At 58.9% G+C, this 13,202-nt stretch carries 11 protein-coding genes; all 11 read left to right on the forward strand.

Features of this window, described 5'->3' with window-relative positions; all coding sequences use genetic code 11:
* The first annotated feature begins 83 nt into the window (after positions 1 to 83).
* The 11 genes from tar to RTM13_RS00565 all read left to right on the forward strand — a co-directional run bounded on the left by tar (position 84) and on the right by RTM13_RS00565 (position 13,115).
* On the forward strand, positions 84 to 1,742 hold the full coding sequence (gene tar / locus RTM13_RS00515) for a methyl-accepting chemotaxis protein II (RefSeq protein WP_312209276.1): 1,659 nt from the start codon (positions 84 to 86) through the stop codon (positions 1,740 to 1,742).
* A gap of 42 nt (positions 1,743 to 1,784) precedes the next feature.
* Entirely contained in the window at positions 1,785 to 3,383 is a 1,599-nt protein-coding gene (tap, locus tag RTM13_RS00520) for a methyl-accepting chemotaxis protein IV (protein ID WP_312209277.1), read from the forward strand.
* A 19-nt stretch (positions 3,384 to 3,402) separates the two neighbouring features.
* Positions 3,403 to 4,269 carry a protein-glutamate O-methyltransferase CheR gene (gene cheR, locus RTM13_RS00525; RefSeq protein ID WP_312209279.1) on the forward strand — a complete coding sequence of 289 codons (867 nt, stop codon included), beginning with the start codon at positions 3,403 to 3,405 and terminating at the stop codon, positions 4,267 to 4,269.
* Entirely contained in the window at positions 4,266 to 5,315 is a 1,050-nt protein-coding gene (locus RTM13_RS00530) for a chemotaxis response regulator protein-glutamate methylesterase (RefSeq protein ID WP_312209280.1), read from the forward strand. The genes cheR and RTM13_RS00530 overlap by 4 nt, the downstream gene beginning before the upstream one ends.
* 16 nt (positions 5,316 to 5,331) lie before the next feature.
* Positions 5,332 to 5,721 carry a chemotaxis response regulator CheY gene (cheY, locus tag RTM13_RS00535; RefSeq protein WP_042391378.1) on the forward strand — a complete coding sequence of 130 codons (390 nt, stop codon included), beginning with the start codon at positions 5,332 to 5,334 and terminating at the stop codon, positions 5,719 to 5,721.
* A gap of 13 nt (positions 5,722 to 5,734) precedes the next feature.
* Positions 5,735 to 6,379: a protein phosphatase CheZ gene (gene cheZ / locus RTM13_RS00540; RefSeq protein ID WP_312209282.1), complete on the forward strand. Its 645-nt coding sequence runs from the start codon at positions 5,735 to 5,737 to the stop codon at positions 6,377 to 6,379.
* Between the two features lie 146 nt (positions 6,380 to 6,525).
* Positions 6,526 to 7,680: a flagellar biosynthesis protein FlhB gene (gene flhB, locus RTM13_RS00545; protein ID WP_312209284.1), complete on the forward strand. Its 1,155-nt coding sequence runs from the start codon at positions 6,526 to 6,528 to the stop codon at positions 7,678 to 7,680.
* Positions 7,673 to 9,751 carry a flagellar biosynthesis protein FlhA gene (flhA, locus tag RTM13_RS00550; protein WP_312209286.1) on the forward strand — a complete coding sequence of 693 codons (2,079 nt, stop codon included), beginning with the start codon at positions 7,673 to 7,675 and terminating at the stop codon, positions 9,749 to 9,751. Before flhB ends, flhA begins: the two co-directional genes overlap by 8 nt.
* On the forward strand, positions 9,751 to 10,146 hold the full coding sequence (locus RTM13_RS00555; protein ID WP_312209288.1) for a flagellar protein FlhE: 396 nt from the start codon (positions 9,751 to 9,753) through the stop codon (positions 10,144 to 10,146). The genes flhA and RTM13_RS00555 overlap by 1 nt, the downstream gene beginning before the upstream one ends.
* A gap of 242 nt (positions 10,147 to 10,388) precedes the next feature.
* Positions 10,389 to 11,975, forward strand: a complete 1,587-nt coding sequence (locus RTM13_RS00560; RefSeq protein ID WP_312209290.1) for an MFS transporter — start codon at positions 10,389 to 10,391, stop codon at positions 11,973 to 11,975.
* Positions 11,976 to 13,115 (forward strand): glycoside hydrolase family 105 protein, encoded by a 1,140-nt coding sequence (locus RTM13_RS00565; protein WP_312209291.1) that lies wholly within the window; start codon positions 11,976 to 11,978, stop codon positions 13,113 to 13,115. It abuts the gene before it with no gap.
* Positions 13,116 to 13,202 lie beyond the last annotated feature (87 nt).

Raw genomic sequence — 13,202 nt, forward strand, 5'->3', positions numbered from 1 at the left:
GCGGATTATTTCCCTTTCGCAAATGTAAAGTTCCCACCACACATGCCGATAACACCGTTAATAAGTCATCAATAAGGTGTTGCATGTTGAACCGTATCCGCGTTGTCACAATGCTGATGATGGTGCTGGTGGTTTTCGCACTTCTACAGCTGGTATCAGGTGGGCTTCTGTTTTCGTCGCTGAAACAGAATCAGCAGAGCTTTGCTGACGCTAACGATCTTCGCCAGCAGCAGACCGAGCTGACCAAAACCTGGGAGCTGATGTTGCAGACGCGCATTAACCTCAGCCGTTCGTCAGCCCGGATGATGATGGATCCGGCCAATCAGCAGAGCAGCGCCAAAACCGATCTGCTGAAGAGTGCTCATGCTTCGCTCGCCGATGCGGCACAACACTACGACGCCTACAAAGCGCTGCCGCCGGTGCCTGCCATGGCCGAGGTGAGCCAGCAGCTTGATGAGAAGTACCGCACCTATAATGCTGCGCTCACGGAGCTGATCCAGTTCCTGGAGAGCGGCAATATGGACGCCTTCTTTGCCCAGCCGACCCAGGGAATGCAGAATGCAATGGGTGACGCGCTCGGGCAGTATGCCCAGCTCAGCAGCGAGCTGTATCACGATGCCTTTACCCAGAGCACTCACGACTACCGTTTCGCCCAGTGGCAGATAGCCATCCTCGCCGTGGCGCTGGCGATCGTGCTGGCTGCGGTGTGGTACGGCATTCGTCATATCCTGCTTAATCCGCTGGCTAATGTGATCCGTCACATTCGTGAAATCGCCAGCGGCGACCTCACTCAGACGCTGGTCATTAACGGCAAAAACGAAATTACCGAGCTGGCGGACAGCGTTGAACATATGCAGCGCTCGCTGATCGATACCGTCACTAACGTGCGCAAAGGGTCGGACGCCATCTACAGCGGCACCAGCGAAATCGCCGCCGGTAACAACGATCTCTCCTCCCGTACCGAGCAGCAAGCCTCCGCGCTGGAGCAGACTGCCGCCAGCATGGAGCAGCTCACCGCCACCGTGAAGCAGAACGCCGACAACGCCCGTCAGGCCTCGCAGCTGGCGCTCAGCGCCTCCGAGACGGCCGGACGCGGGGGCAAAGTGGTGGACGGCGTGGTGAAAACCATGCACGACATCGCCACCAGCTCGAAGAAAATTGCCGACATCACCAGCGTGATCGACAGCATCGCTTTCCAGACCAATATTCTGGCGCTCAACGCCGCCGTAGAGGCTGCCCGCGCGGGCGAGCAGGGGCGCGGCTTTGCCGTGGTCGCCGGCGAGGTGCGTAACCTCGCCAGCCGCAGCGCCAACGCAGCCAAAGAGATCAAAGCCTTAATTGAAGATTCCGTCTCGCGCGTGGATACCGGCTCGGTGCTGGTTGAGAGCGCCGGGGAGACCATGAACGATATCGTCAACGCAGTGACCCGGGTGACCGACATTATGGGCGAGATTGCCTCCGCATCTGATGAGCAGAGCAAAGGCATCGACCAGGTGGCGCTGGCGGTATCGGAGATGGACAGAGTGACACAGCAGAACGCGTCGCTGGTAGAAGAGTCTGCGGCCGCGGCCGCAGCATTAGAAGAACAGGCCAGTCGACTCACGCAGGCGGTCTCTGCTTTCCGCCTTGCCGCCGTCCCTGAAAATCCGGCGCAGCGCCGCTCGCAGGGGAGGAAGTTCGTTTCTGCCCCGGTCGGTAGTCAGCTCAGTACCGGACAGGATGATAACTGGGAAACTTTTTGATCGTATTGATATTGCGGCGTTAGCCGCCTGATGGGAGCGTAGATGTTTAATCGTATTCGTATCTCGACCACACTGTTTATCTTACTGATTGTTTGCGGCCTGTTGCTTGTGGGAAGCAACGGCCTCTCTTTTTGGGCCTTCCGCGATGGTTTTCAGCATCTGGAGCAGGTTGAAAAGAGCAACCACCAGCGCAACACGCTGGCCCAGATGCGCGCCGTTTTATTGCAGACCAGCACCTCGCTGAACAAGGCCGGCACGCTGACCGCCTTAAGCTATCCGCCGGATGATATCAAAGGGCTGATGAGTTCTGCGCGCAGCAATTTGCAGCTCGCCACCGACCAGCTTAAAGAGTTTGAAGGGATCGAGGCGATCTCACCGGAAGGGGAGAAGCTCAAGGAGCAGGCGAAGGCCACCTACAGCACCTGGATGAGTGACTTAGAGCATCAGGCGACCTGGCTGGAAAACAACCAACTCTCTGATTTTATGACCGCGCCGGTGCAGCAGTCCCAGGAGGCGTTTGAGGCGACCTTTACCGCCTGGCAGCACTATATCGATCGCTTTGTGGTGACCGCGACGTCAGCCAGCCGCGCTAACTACCACATGTCGGCGGCAACCTTTATTACCGTGTTGATTCTGGCCGCGGGGCTGATCTCAGCGGGGCTGTTCTGGTCGCGCAGGATGATCGTGCAGCCGCTGGCGATTATCAGCAGCCACTTTGACAGTATCGCCGGGGGCGATCTGGCCCGGCCAATTTCGGTCTATGGCCGAAACGAAATCTCAGCCATTTTTGCCAGCCTGCAGAAGATGCAGACCGCGCTGCGCGCCACGGTAGCTAACGTGCGCGAAGGCAGCGTGTCGATGCACACCGGCATCTCAGAAATTGCTGCGGGCAATAACGATCTCTCGGCGCGTACCGAGCAGCAGGCGGCGTCGCTGGCCGAAACCGCCGCCAGCATGGAGCAGCTTACCGCGACGGTTGCCCAGAACGCGGACAACGCCCGTCAGGCGTCGGTGCTCTCTCACGGCGCAGCGGAAACGGCGAGAAAGGGTGGGGAGCAGACCTCGCGGGTGTCAGACACCATGCACGAAATTGCCACCAGTTCGCAAAAGATTGGCGACATCATCAGCGTGATCGACGGCATTGCCTTCCAGACCAATATCCTGGCGCTGAACGCCGCGGTTGAGGCCGCGCGGGCCGGCGAGCAGGGGCGTGGCTTTGCGGTCGTGGCTGGCGAGGTGCGTAACCTGGCTAGCCGCAGCGCTAATGCAGCCAAAGAGATCAAAGGATTAATTGAAGACTCCGTTGCCCGCGTGCAGCAGGGTTCCGCCCTGGTGGATACGGCGGCGCAGACCATGACGGACATCGTCCGCTCCGTCACCCAGGTGAATGACATCATGGGCGAAATTGCTTCTGCCTCCGATGAGCAGCGCCGGGGTATTGAGCAGGTCGCGCTGGCGGTCAGCCAGATGGATCAGGTCACGCAGCAGAACGCCTCTCTGGTAGAGGAGGCGGCTGCGGCAACGGAACAGTTAGCGCACCAGGCGGATCGTCTGACATCCCAGGTTGCGGTATTTAAGTTAGAAGAGTACGTCGGTCAACCCGAAGTGGCACCGCCCAGGGCCGTGCCGGCACTATCCTGAATGTAATTAAGAAGGCGCTATGACATCAACACTGCCCAACGGGCAAACGTCATTGACTATGCAGTTCCCTCAGCGCCTCGCGCTGTCCGATGCGCATTTTCGTCGGATATGTCAATTGATTTACCAGCGTGCGGGGATCGTGCTAGCTGACCATAAGCGAGACATGGTCTACAACAGGCTGGTTCGCCGCCTGCGCACGCTGGGGCTGGATGATTTTGGCCGCTACCTGAGCATGCTGGAAGCGAACCAAAGCAGCGCCGAGTGGCAGGCATTTATCAACTCGCTGACCACTAACCTGACCGCCTTCTTCCGCGAAGCTCATCACTTCCCGGTGCTGGCCGATCACGCCCGCAAGCACAGTGGTGAGTATCGCGTCTGGAGCGCCGCCGCGTCGACCGGCGAAGAGCCATACTCGCTTGCCATCACCCTGGCGGATGCGCTGGGGATGGTACAGGGACGCTGGAAAGTGATCGCCAGCGATATCGACACCGAGGTGCTGGAGAAAGCCCGCAGCGGCATCTACCGCCTGGATGAGCTGAAAACGCTCTCTCCCCAGCAGCTGCAGCGCTACTTTATGCGCGGCACCGGACCCCATGCCGGCCTGGTGCGGGTGCGCCAGGAGCTCGCCAACTTCGTCGACTTCCAGCCGCTCAACCTGCTGGATAAGCAGTACAACGTGCCGGGCCCGTTCGACGCGATTTTTTGTCGTAACGTGATGATCTATTTTGATAAAACGACGCAGCAGGACATTTTGCGCCGCTTTGCTCCAATGCTTAAGCCTGACGGACTGATGTTCGCTGGGCATTCGGAGAATTTCAGCAACCTTGTGCGCGAGTTTACCCTGCGTGGGCAGACGGTTTATGCGCTGAGTAAGGATAAAGCATGAGTAAAATCAGGGTACTGTCTGTTGATGATTCGGCGCTGATGCGCCAGATCATGACGGAAATTATCAACAGCCACAGTGATATGGAGATGGTTGCTACTGCGCCAGATCCGCTGGTCGCACGGGATTTGATCAAGAAATACAATCCGGATGTTCTGACCCTGGACGTCGAAATGCCGCGTATGGACGGCCTCGACTTTCTTGAGAAGCTGATGCGCCTGCGGCCAATGCCGGTGGTGATGGTCTCCTCCCTGACCGGAAAAGGCTCCGAGGTCACCCTGCGCGCGCTGGAGCTGGGGGCGATTGATTTTGTCACCAAGCCGCAGCTGGGGATCCGCGAAGGAATGCTCGCCTACAGCGAAATGATTGCTGAGAAGGTACGTACCGCATCACGAGCCAGACTGGCCGCGCACAATCCGGTCTCTGCTCCGGCGACCCTGAAAGCCGGGCCGCTATTAAGCTCAGAAAAGTTGCTGGCGATTGGTGCGTCAACTGGCGGAACCGAGGCAATTCGCCATGTACTCCAGCCATTGCCGCTCTCCAGTCCCGGTATTCTTATTACCCAGCATATGCCGCCGGGCTTTACCCGCTCCTTTGCCGAGCGGTTAAACAAGCTCTGCCAGATCAGCGTAAAAGAGGCTGAGGACGGCGAGCGTGTGCTGCCGGGCCATGCCTATATTGCTCCTGGCGATAAGCACATGGAGCTGGCGCGCAGCGGCGCAAACTATCAGATCAAAATTCACGACGGACCGCCGGTTAACCGGCATCGTCCGGCGGTAGATGTACTGTTTCATTCGGTCGCAAAACACGCGGGGCGCAACGCCGTGGGGGTGATCCTCACCGGTATGGGCAACGATGGCGCGGCCGGCATGTTAGCAATGCACCAGGCGGGCGCCTGGACGATTGCGCAAAATGAAGCAAGTTGTGTGGTGTTCGGCATGCCGCGCGAAGCTATCAATATGGGTGGCGTAAGCGAAGTGGTCGATCTTAGTCAGGTAAGTCAGCAGATGCTGGCAAAAATCAGTGCCGGACAGGCAATACGTATTTAACGAGGAGTGTAGTTTTATGGCGGACAAAGAGCTCAAGTTTCTGGTTGTGGATGACTTTTCCACCATGCGTCGCATCGTGCGCAACCTGCTGAAAGAGCTGGGTTTCAATAACGTAGAAGAGGCAGAGGACGGCGTTGATGCGCTGAACAAGCTCCAGGCGGGCGGCTTTGGCTTCGTTATCTCCGACTGGAACATGCCGAACATGGACGGCCTGGAGCTGCTGAAGACCATTCGTGGCAATAGCGCAATGGCTTCGCTGCCGGTGCTGATGGTCACCGCAGAGGCGAAGAAAGAGAACATCATTGCGGCCGCGCAGGCGGGTGCAAGTGGTTACGTGGTGAAGCCGTTTACGGCCGCAACCCTGGAAGAAAAACTCGGCAAGATCTTCGAGAAACTCGGCATGTGAGGACCGGATGATGATGATGCAATCGCAAATGAAACCTACGGATGAGCAATCGCCCGGGGACATTATCGCCCGCATCGGCAGCCTGACGCGTATGCTGCGCGACAGCCTGCGTGAGCTTGGCCTTGACCAGGCAATTGCCGAAGCGGCGGAAGCGATCCCCGATGCCCGCGATCGTCTGGACTATGTGGTGCAGATGACGGCCCAGGCCGCCGAGCGTGCGCTAAACAGCGTTGAGGCATCTCAGCCGCATCAGGACGCGATGGAGAGCGGCGCGAAATCGCTGAGCAAACGCTGGGACGCATGGTTTGAAAACCCGATTGAGCTGACAGATGCTAAAGAGCTGGTTAAAGACACCCGTCAGTATCTTGGCGACGTGCCGGGCCATACCAGCTTCACCAATGCCCAGCTGCTGGACATCATGATGGCGCAGGATTTCCAGGACCTTACCGGTCAGGTGATCAAGCGCATGATGGATGTGATCCAGGAGATTGAGCGTCAGCTGCTGATGGTGCTGCTGGATAACATGCCGGAGCCCTCTGCGCGTCCGAAGCGCGAGAACGAAAGCCTGCTCAATGGGCCGCAGCTCGACACCACTAAAGCGGGCGTCGTGGCGAGCCAGGATCAGGTCGACGACCTGCTGGACAGCCTCGGCTTCTGATAAACAACCCCGCCTCTGCTGGTAAAGGGGGGCGGGGGTTTATGCCTAAACAGTAAAAAAGCCGTGTTAAAGCGAGCTTATCGTCCCATTGTCTCTTCAGGCGTCTGGCATGATACCCGTGACGAAATGTATCGCGAGTATCTATCGTGGCTGAAGAAGACAACGAGGACAAAACAGAGGCCCCCACACCCCACCGACTAGAGAAGGCGCGTGAGGAGGGCCAGGTTCCCCGTTCCAAAGAACTGACATCGCTCCTAATCCTGGTGGTCGGCATCTGCGTGATCTGGATTGGAGGGGAGTCACTCGCCCGCAGGCTGGCGGGACTGCTCTCATCCGGCCTTCGCTTCGACCACGGCATCGTCAACGATCCCCATCTGATCCTCGGCCAGACCATTCTGCTGATCAAAGAGGCGATGATCGCGCTGCTGCCGCTCATCACCGGCGTGGTGCTGGTGGCGCTGATCGCCCCGATCCTGCTGGGCGGACTGGTGTTTAGCGGCAAGTCGCTGCAGTTCCAGTTCTCCAAGCTCAACCCGCTCAGCGGTCTTAAGCGCCTCTTTTCCGCCCAGGTTGGCGCGGAGCTGGTGAAGGCGGTGCTGAAGGCGGTGCTGATGGGTGGCGTGGCGGGTCTCTACCTGACCCACAAGTGGCCAGATATGATGCGCCTGATGAGCGAGTCGCCGCTGTCGGCCATGAGCAATGCCCTCAACTTAGTTGGGCTCTGCGTGCTGCTGGTGGTGCTGGGCATCATTCCAATGGTGGGCTTTGACGTAATCTGGCAGATCTACAGCCACATCAAAAAGCTGCGTATGTCCCGTCAGGATATCCGCGATGAACATAAGCAGAGCGAAGGCGATCCACATGTGAAAGGACGTATTCGCCAGATGCAGCGCGCCGCCGCGCGCCGCCGCATGATGGCGGACGTGCCGAAGGCCAACGTAGTGGTCACCAACCCGACGCACTATTCCGTGGCGCTGCTTTACGATGAGAACAAAATGAGTGCGCCGAAGGTGCTGGCGAAAGGTGCCGGGCTGGTGGCGTTGCGCATTCGTGAAATTGCCGCTGAAAACCGTATTCCACTGCTGGAAGCACCACCGCTGGCGCGTGCGCTCTACCGCCATGCCGATGTCGGCCAGCAGATCCCCGGGCAGCTCTACGCGGCGGTAGCCGAAGTGCTGGCCTGGGTATGGCAGCTCAAACGCTGGAAGCTCGCTGGTGGGCAAGCGCCGGTGAAACCCGCCAATCTTCCGGTGCCTGAAGCACTGGATTTTATGAACGACGAGAAGGACACTGATGAATAATCTGGTGACGATGTTGCGCCTGCCTGGCAACATGAAATCAGGTCAATGGCAGATTCTTGCTGGACCGATACTGATTCTGCTTATCCTGTCGATGATGGTGCTGCCGCTTCCGGCGTTCATCCTTGACCTGCTGTTTACCTTTAACATCGCGCTCTCCATCATGGTGCTGCTGGTGGCGATGTTCACCCAGCGTACGCTGGAGTTCGCCGCGTTCCCGACCATTCTGCTGTTTACCACCCTGCTGCGGCTGGCGCTGAACGTCGCCTCGACCCGTATTATCCTGATGGAGGGGCACACCGGCGGCGCGGCGGCGGGGAAGGTGGTTGAAGCCTTCGGCCACTTCCTCGTTGGCGGTAACTTTGCCATCGGTATCGTGGTGTTCGTCATTCTCGTTATCATCAACTTTATGGTTATCACCAAGGGTGCCGGGCGTATCGCGGAAGTGGGCGCGCGCTTTGTTCTCGACGGGATGCCAGGCAAGCAGATGGCGATCGACGCCGACCTTAATGCCGGTCTGATTGGCGAGGACGAAGCCAAAAAACGCCGCTCGGAAGTGACCCAGGAGGCCGACTTCTACGGCTCCATGGACGGTGCGAGTAAGTTTGTGCGCGGTGATGCCATCGCGGGCATCCTGATCATGGTGATCAACGTTATCGGCGGCCTGCTGGTGGGCGTTCTGCAGCACGGCATGGACATGGGCCACGCGGCGGAGAGCTATACCCTGTTGACTATCGGTGATGGTCTGGTCGCGCAGATCCCGGCGCTAGTGATCTCCACCGCTGCGGGCGTGATCGTAACCCGCGTAGCGACCGATCAGGACGTCGGCCAGCAGATGGTGGGTCAGCTGTTTAGTAACCCGCGCGTAATGCTGCTGAGTGCCGGCGTGCTGGGCCTGCTGGGCCTGGTGCCGGGCATGCCAAACTTTGTCTTCCTGCTCTTTACTGCCGGGCTGCTCGGTCTCGCCTGGTGGATGCGCGGACGTGAGCAGAAGGCGCCGGTTGAGGCCGCGCCAGTCAAGATGCCGGAGAACAACCAGGCGGTAGAGGCCACCTGGAACGACGTTCAGCTGGAGGACTCTCTCGGCATGGAGGTGGGCTACCGCCTGATCCCGATGGTCGATTTCCAGCAGGATGGCGAGCTGCTCGGGCGTATTCGCAGCATCCGTAAGAAATTTGCTCAGGACATGGGCTTCCTGCCGCCGGTGGTGCACATCCGCGACAATATGGATCTCCCCCCGGCGCGCTACCGTATTCTGATGAAAGGCGTGGAGATCGGCAGCGGCGAGGCCTATCCGGGCCGATGGCTGGCGATTAACCCGGGCACGGCGGCGGGTACGTTGCCCGGCGAGCAGACGGTGGATCCGGCCTTTGGCCTGGCGGCGATCTGGATCGAAAGTGCCCTAAAAGAGCAGGCGCAGATCCAGGGCTATACCGTGGTGGAGGCCAGCACCGTGGTGGCAACCCATCTTAACCACCTGATCGGCCAGTTCGCCTCCGAGCTGTTTGGCCGTCAGGAGGCGCAGCAGCTGCTGGATCGCGTGAGCCAGGAGATGCCGAAGCTTACCGAAGATCTGGTTCCGGGCGTGGTCACTCTTACCACCCTGCACAAGGTGTTGCAGAACCTGCTGGATGAGAAGGTGCCGATTCGTGACATGCGTACCATCCTGGAAACCCTGGCCGAGCATGCGCCGATCCAGAGCGATCCGCATGAGCTGACCGCCGTCGTGCGCGTGGCGCTGGGCCGGGCGATCACCCAGCAGTGGTTCCCGGGCAGCGGGGAAGTGCAGGTGATTGGTCTGGATACGCCGCTTGAGCGTCTGCTGTTGCAGGCGCTACAGGGCGGTGGTGGCCTGGAGCCGGGGCTGGCGGATCGTCTGCTGGCCCAGACCCAGGAGGCGCTGGCCCGTCAGGAGATGCTTGGTGCGCCGCCGGTGCTGCTGGTGAACCACGCCCTGCGTCCGCTGCTGTCGCGCTTCCTGCGCCGTAGCCTGACCCAGCTGGTGGTGCTCTCCAATATGGAGCTGTCGGATAACCGCAACATCCGCATGACCGCCACCATTGGAGGTAAATAGTGCGTAGATTTTTAGGACTTCTGCTGGCGCTGCCCCTGCTGGCTCACGCGGCAGGCGAGGGGGCATGGCAGGCGAGCAGCATCGGCATCACCCTCAACCACCGGGGGGAGTCGATCTCTTCCCGACCGCTGGCCTCCTCTCAGCCCGTTTCCGGTCAGATGACGCTAGTGGCGTGGCGCTACGAGCTTAACGGCCCGACCCCGGCCGGGCTGCGGGTGCGCCTCTGCTCGCAGATCCGCTGTACGGAGCTGGACGGAGAGAGCGGCACAACCCACGCTTTCAGCGGCATTTCTGCCGCTGAGCCACTGCGCTTTATCTGGGAAGTACCTGGCGGCGGACGCCTGCTGCCAGCGCTGAAGGTCAGCCGCAATGAGGTTATCGTTAACTACCGCTAACCGCTTCATTCTTCGCCAGTCATCACCATTTTCAATGGGATTATGATGGCTGGCTCTCAATTTTTGACCCCGCCTTTTGATGTGCTAGAAACACTGTTTTATAAATCAGTGACACGCGTAGTGAGACTCTTTGTATTTTTGCCAACCGTATCTGCGCAGTGGCAGAAACAGAAAGGTTTCTCCGGGCGCATCCTCTTACTTTAGCCGTGTAAGTACTCCCAAAACAAAAAGGGTTGGCGGCAATGAAAACACGTAAAATTGGACTGGCGAACTACCTCGCCTACGGATCCGGTGACTTTTTAGGGGCCGGGACGACAGCGTTGACCGCTGCGTGGCTCCTCTACTTCTACACAACGTTTTGTGGTTTAACGCCTATCGAGGCCACCTTCATCTTTGCTACCGCAAGGGTGCTGGATGCAGTCGTCAGCCCGCTGATGGGTTTCTTAACCGATAACTTCGGTTCGACTTGGCTGGGCAAGCGCTTTGGCCGCCGTAAGTTCTTTATTATGCTCGGCATCCCGTGCGTCTTTAGCTACTCCATTATGTGGGTTGGCGACATGGGCTTCTGGTACTACCTGCTCACCTACCTGCTGTTCGATATCGTCTACACCATGATCCTCGTCCCGTATGAGACGCTGGTACCGGAGATGACCGACGACTTCAAACAGAAGACCAAGTTCTCCGGGGCGCGTATCGGCATGGCGCAAATGTCGGCGATCCTCGCCTCGTTCCTGCCGGGGATCCTGCTCACCCACTTTGGGAAAGACAACCCGGTCTCCTTCTTTTACGCCAGCCTGGTCTTCTCAGTGCTCTGCGCCCTGATGCTGACCTTCGTCTGGTTCTTCACCTGGGAGCGTCCGCGTGAAGAGTGGACCGAAGCCGCTCTGCGTGCGGAAGAGGAGAAGAAGCACCTGACCTTCCGTCAGAGCATGAACCGTCTGTTTGTCGAACTCAGCTCTACCCTGCGCATCAAAATCTTCCGCCAGCATCTGGGGATGTACCTTGGGGGCTATATTGCCCAGGACGTCTTCAACGCCGTCTTTACCTACTACGTCGTCTTCGTCCTGATGCAGGAGGCGTCGCTGGCCTCTAACCTGCTCGGCACCATGGCCATCTTCCAGTTCATTGCGGTCATCGCCATGATCCCGCTCTGCATCCGCTTTGGACCCGCGCCGTCCTACCGGATGGTGGTGACGCTGTTTGGCTTAAGCTCTATCTCCTACGCCGTGCTCTACTACGCGGGCCTGAGCGATATCTACTCCCTGCTGCTGTTGGTTTCTGCCGTCGCCGGTCTCGGACGCGGAGGCATCAACTACGTGCCGTGGAATACCTACACCTATATCTCCGACGTGGATGAAGTGATCACCGGCCAGCGCCGGGAGGGGATCTTCGCTGGCATCATGACCCTGACCCGTAAAGCCTCCCAGGCCGGAGCGGTAATGCTGGTGGGGATCGTGATGCAGGCTTCTGGCTTCGTCTCCGGTCAGAAAACGCAGCCGGAGTCGGTCAGCCACACCATTCTGATGATCCTCTGCTTCGGTACGGTGGCGGTGCTGCTCTGCGGCTTCCTGGTATCGCTGCGCTTTAAGCTGAACCTGAAAACCCACAGCGTGCTGCGGGAAGAGACGGCCAAAATGCGCCAGTCTGGCCGCGTGATGCCAGAGACCGTGACGCCGCAGGCGCGGGCCACCGTTGAGATGCTGGCGGGGATGCCATACGAGTCGCTGTGGGGCAACAACAATATCGGCTATCTGAATCGTAACAAGCCTGCCGCGCCGTCGCTGAAGGATCGCCCCGGCCATGAATTTAATACGCAAGAGGTTAAGTAAATGATTGTTTATCCTGTCAAACATAGCCCTTTACTCTGCCAGCCGGCGCGCTTTATTGCCCGTGATGAGCTGAAGGCACTGATCCAGAAGGTGACCCATAGCCTGGTCAATATTCAGGATGCATCCGGTGAGTTTTTACTGCGACTAGACGACGGGCGCGTCATTGATACCAAAGGCTGGGCGGGCTGGGAGTGGACGCACGGCGTGGGGCTGTACGGCATGTATCAATACTATCGCCAGACCGGCGATGAGACGATGCGGGAGATTATTGATAGCTGGTTCGCGGATCGCTTTGCCGAGGGGGCAACCACTAAGAACGTCAATACTATGGCACCGTTCCTGACCCTGGCGTATCGCTATGAGGAGACCCGCAATCCGTCATACCTGCCGTGGCTTGAGAGCTGGGCCGAGTGGGCGATGAACGAGATGCCGCGCACCGAGCACGGCGGGATGCAGCACATCACGCTGGCGGAGGAGAATCACCAGCAGATGTGGGACGATACGCTGATGATGACCGTGCTGCCTTTGGCGAAAATCGGCAAGCTGCTCAATCGCCCGGAGTATGTCGAAGAGGCGGTCTACCAGTTCCTGCTGCACGTGCAGAACCTGATGGACCGGGAGACCGGTCTCTGGTTCCACGGCTGGAGCTACGAGGGTAACCATAACTTTGCCCACGCGCGCTGGGCGCGAGGCAACAGCTGGCTGACCATTGTGATCCCGGACTTCCTTGAGCTGGTGGATCTGCCGGAGAACAACGCTGTTCGTCGCTACCTCGTACAGGTACTGAATGCGCAGATCGCCGCCCTGGCAAAATGTCAGGACGACAGCGGCCTGTGGCACACCCTGCTTGACGATCCGCACTCCTATCTGGAGGCCTCGGCCACCGCCGGGTTCGCCTACGGCATTTTGAAAGCGGTGCGCAAGCGCTACGTCGGGCCGGAGTACGCTGAGGCCGCGGATAGAGCGATTAAGGGGATTGTGAATAACATTTCGCCGGAAGGGGAGCTGCTGCAAACCTCCTTCGGGACCGGGATGGGATCGAATCTTGATTTCTACCGTAATATCCCGCTAACTTCGATGCCGTATGGCCAGGCGATGGCGATACTCTGTTTGACGGAGTATCTGCGGAAATACTTCTAAGGAGTGCCGCTCCTGTAGGCCTGATAAGCGAAGCGCCATCAGGCGTTTTCCCCGGTGGCGCTGCGCTAACCGGGGCTACAGGAACTT

The sequence above is a fragment of the Pseudescherichia sp. genome, from assembly GCF_031979925.1.
Lineage (GTDB): Bacteria > Pseudomonadota > Gammaproteobacteria > Enterobacterales > Enterobacteriaceae > Pseudescherichia.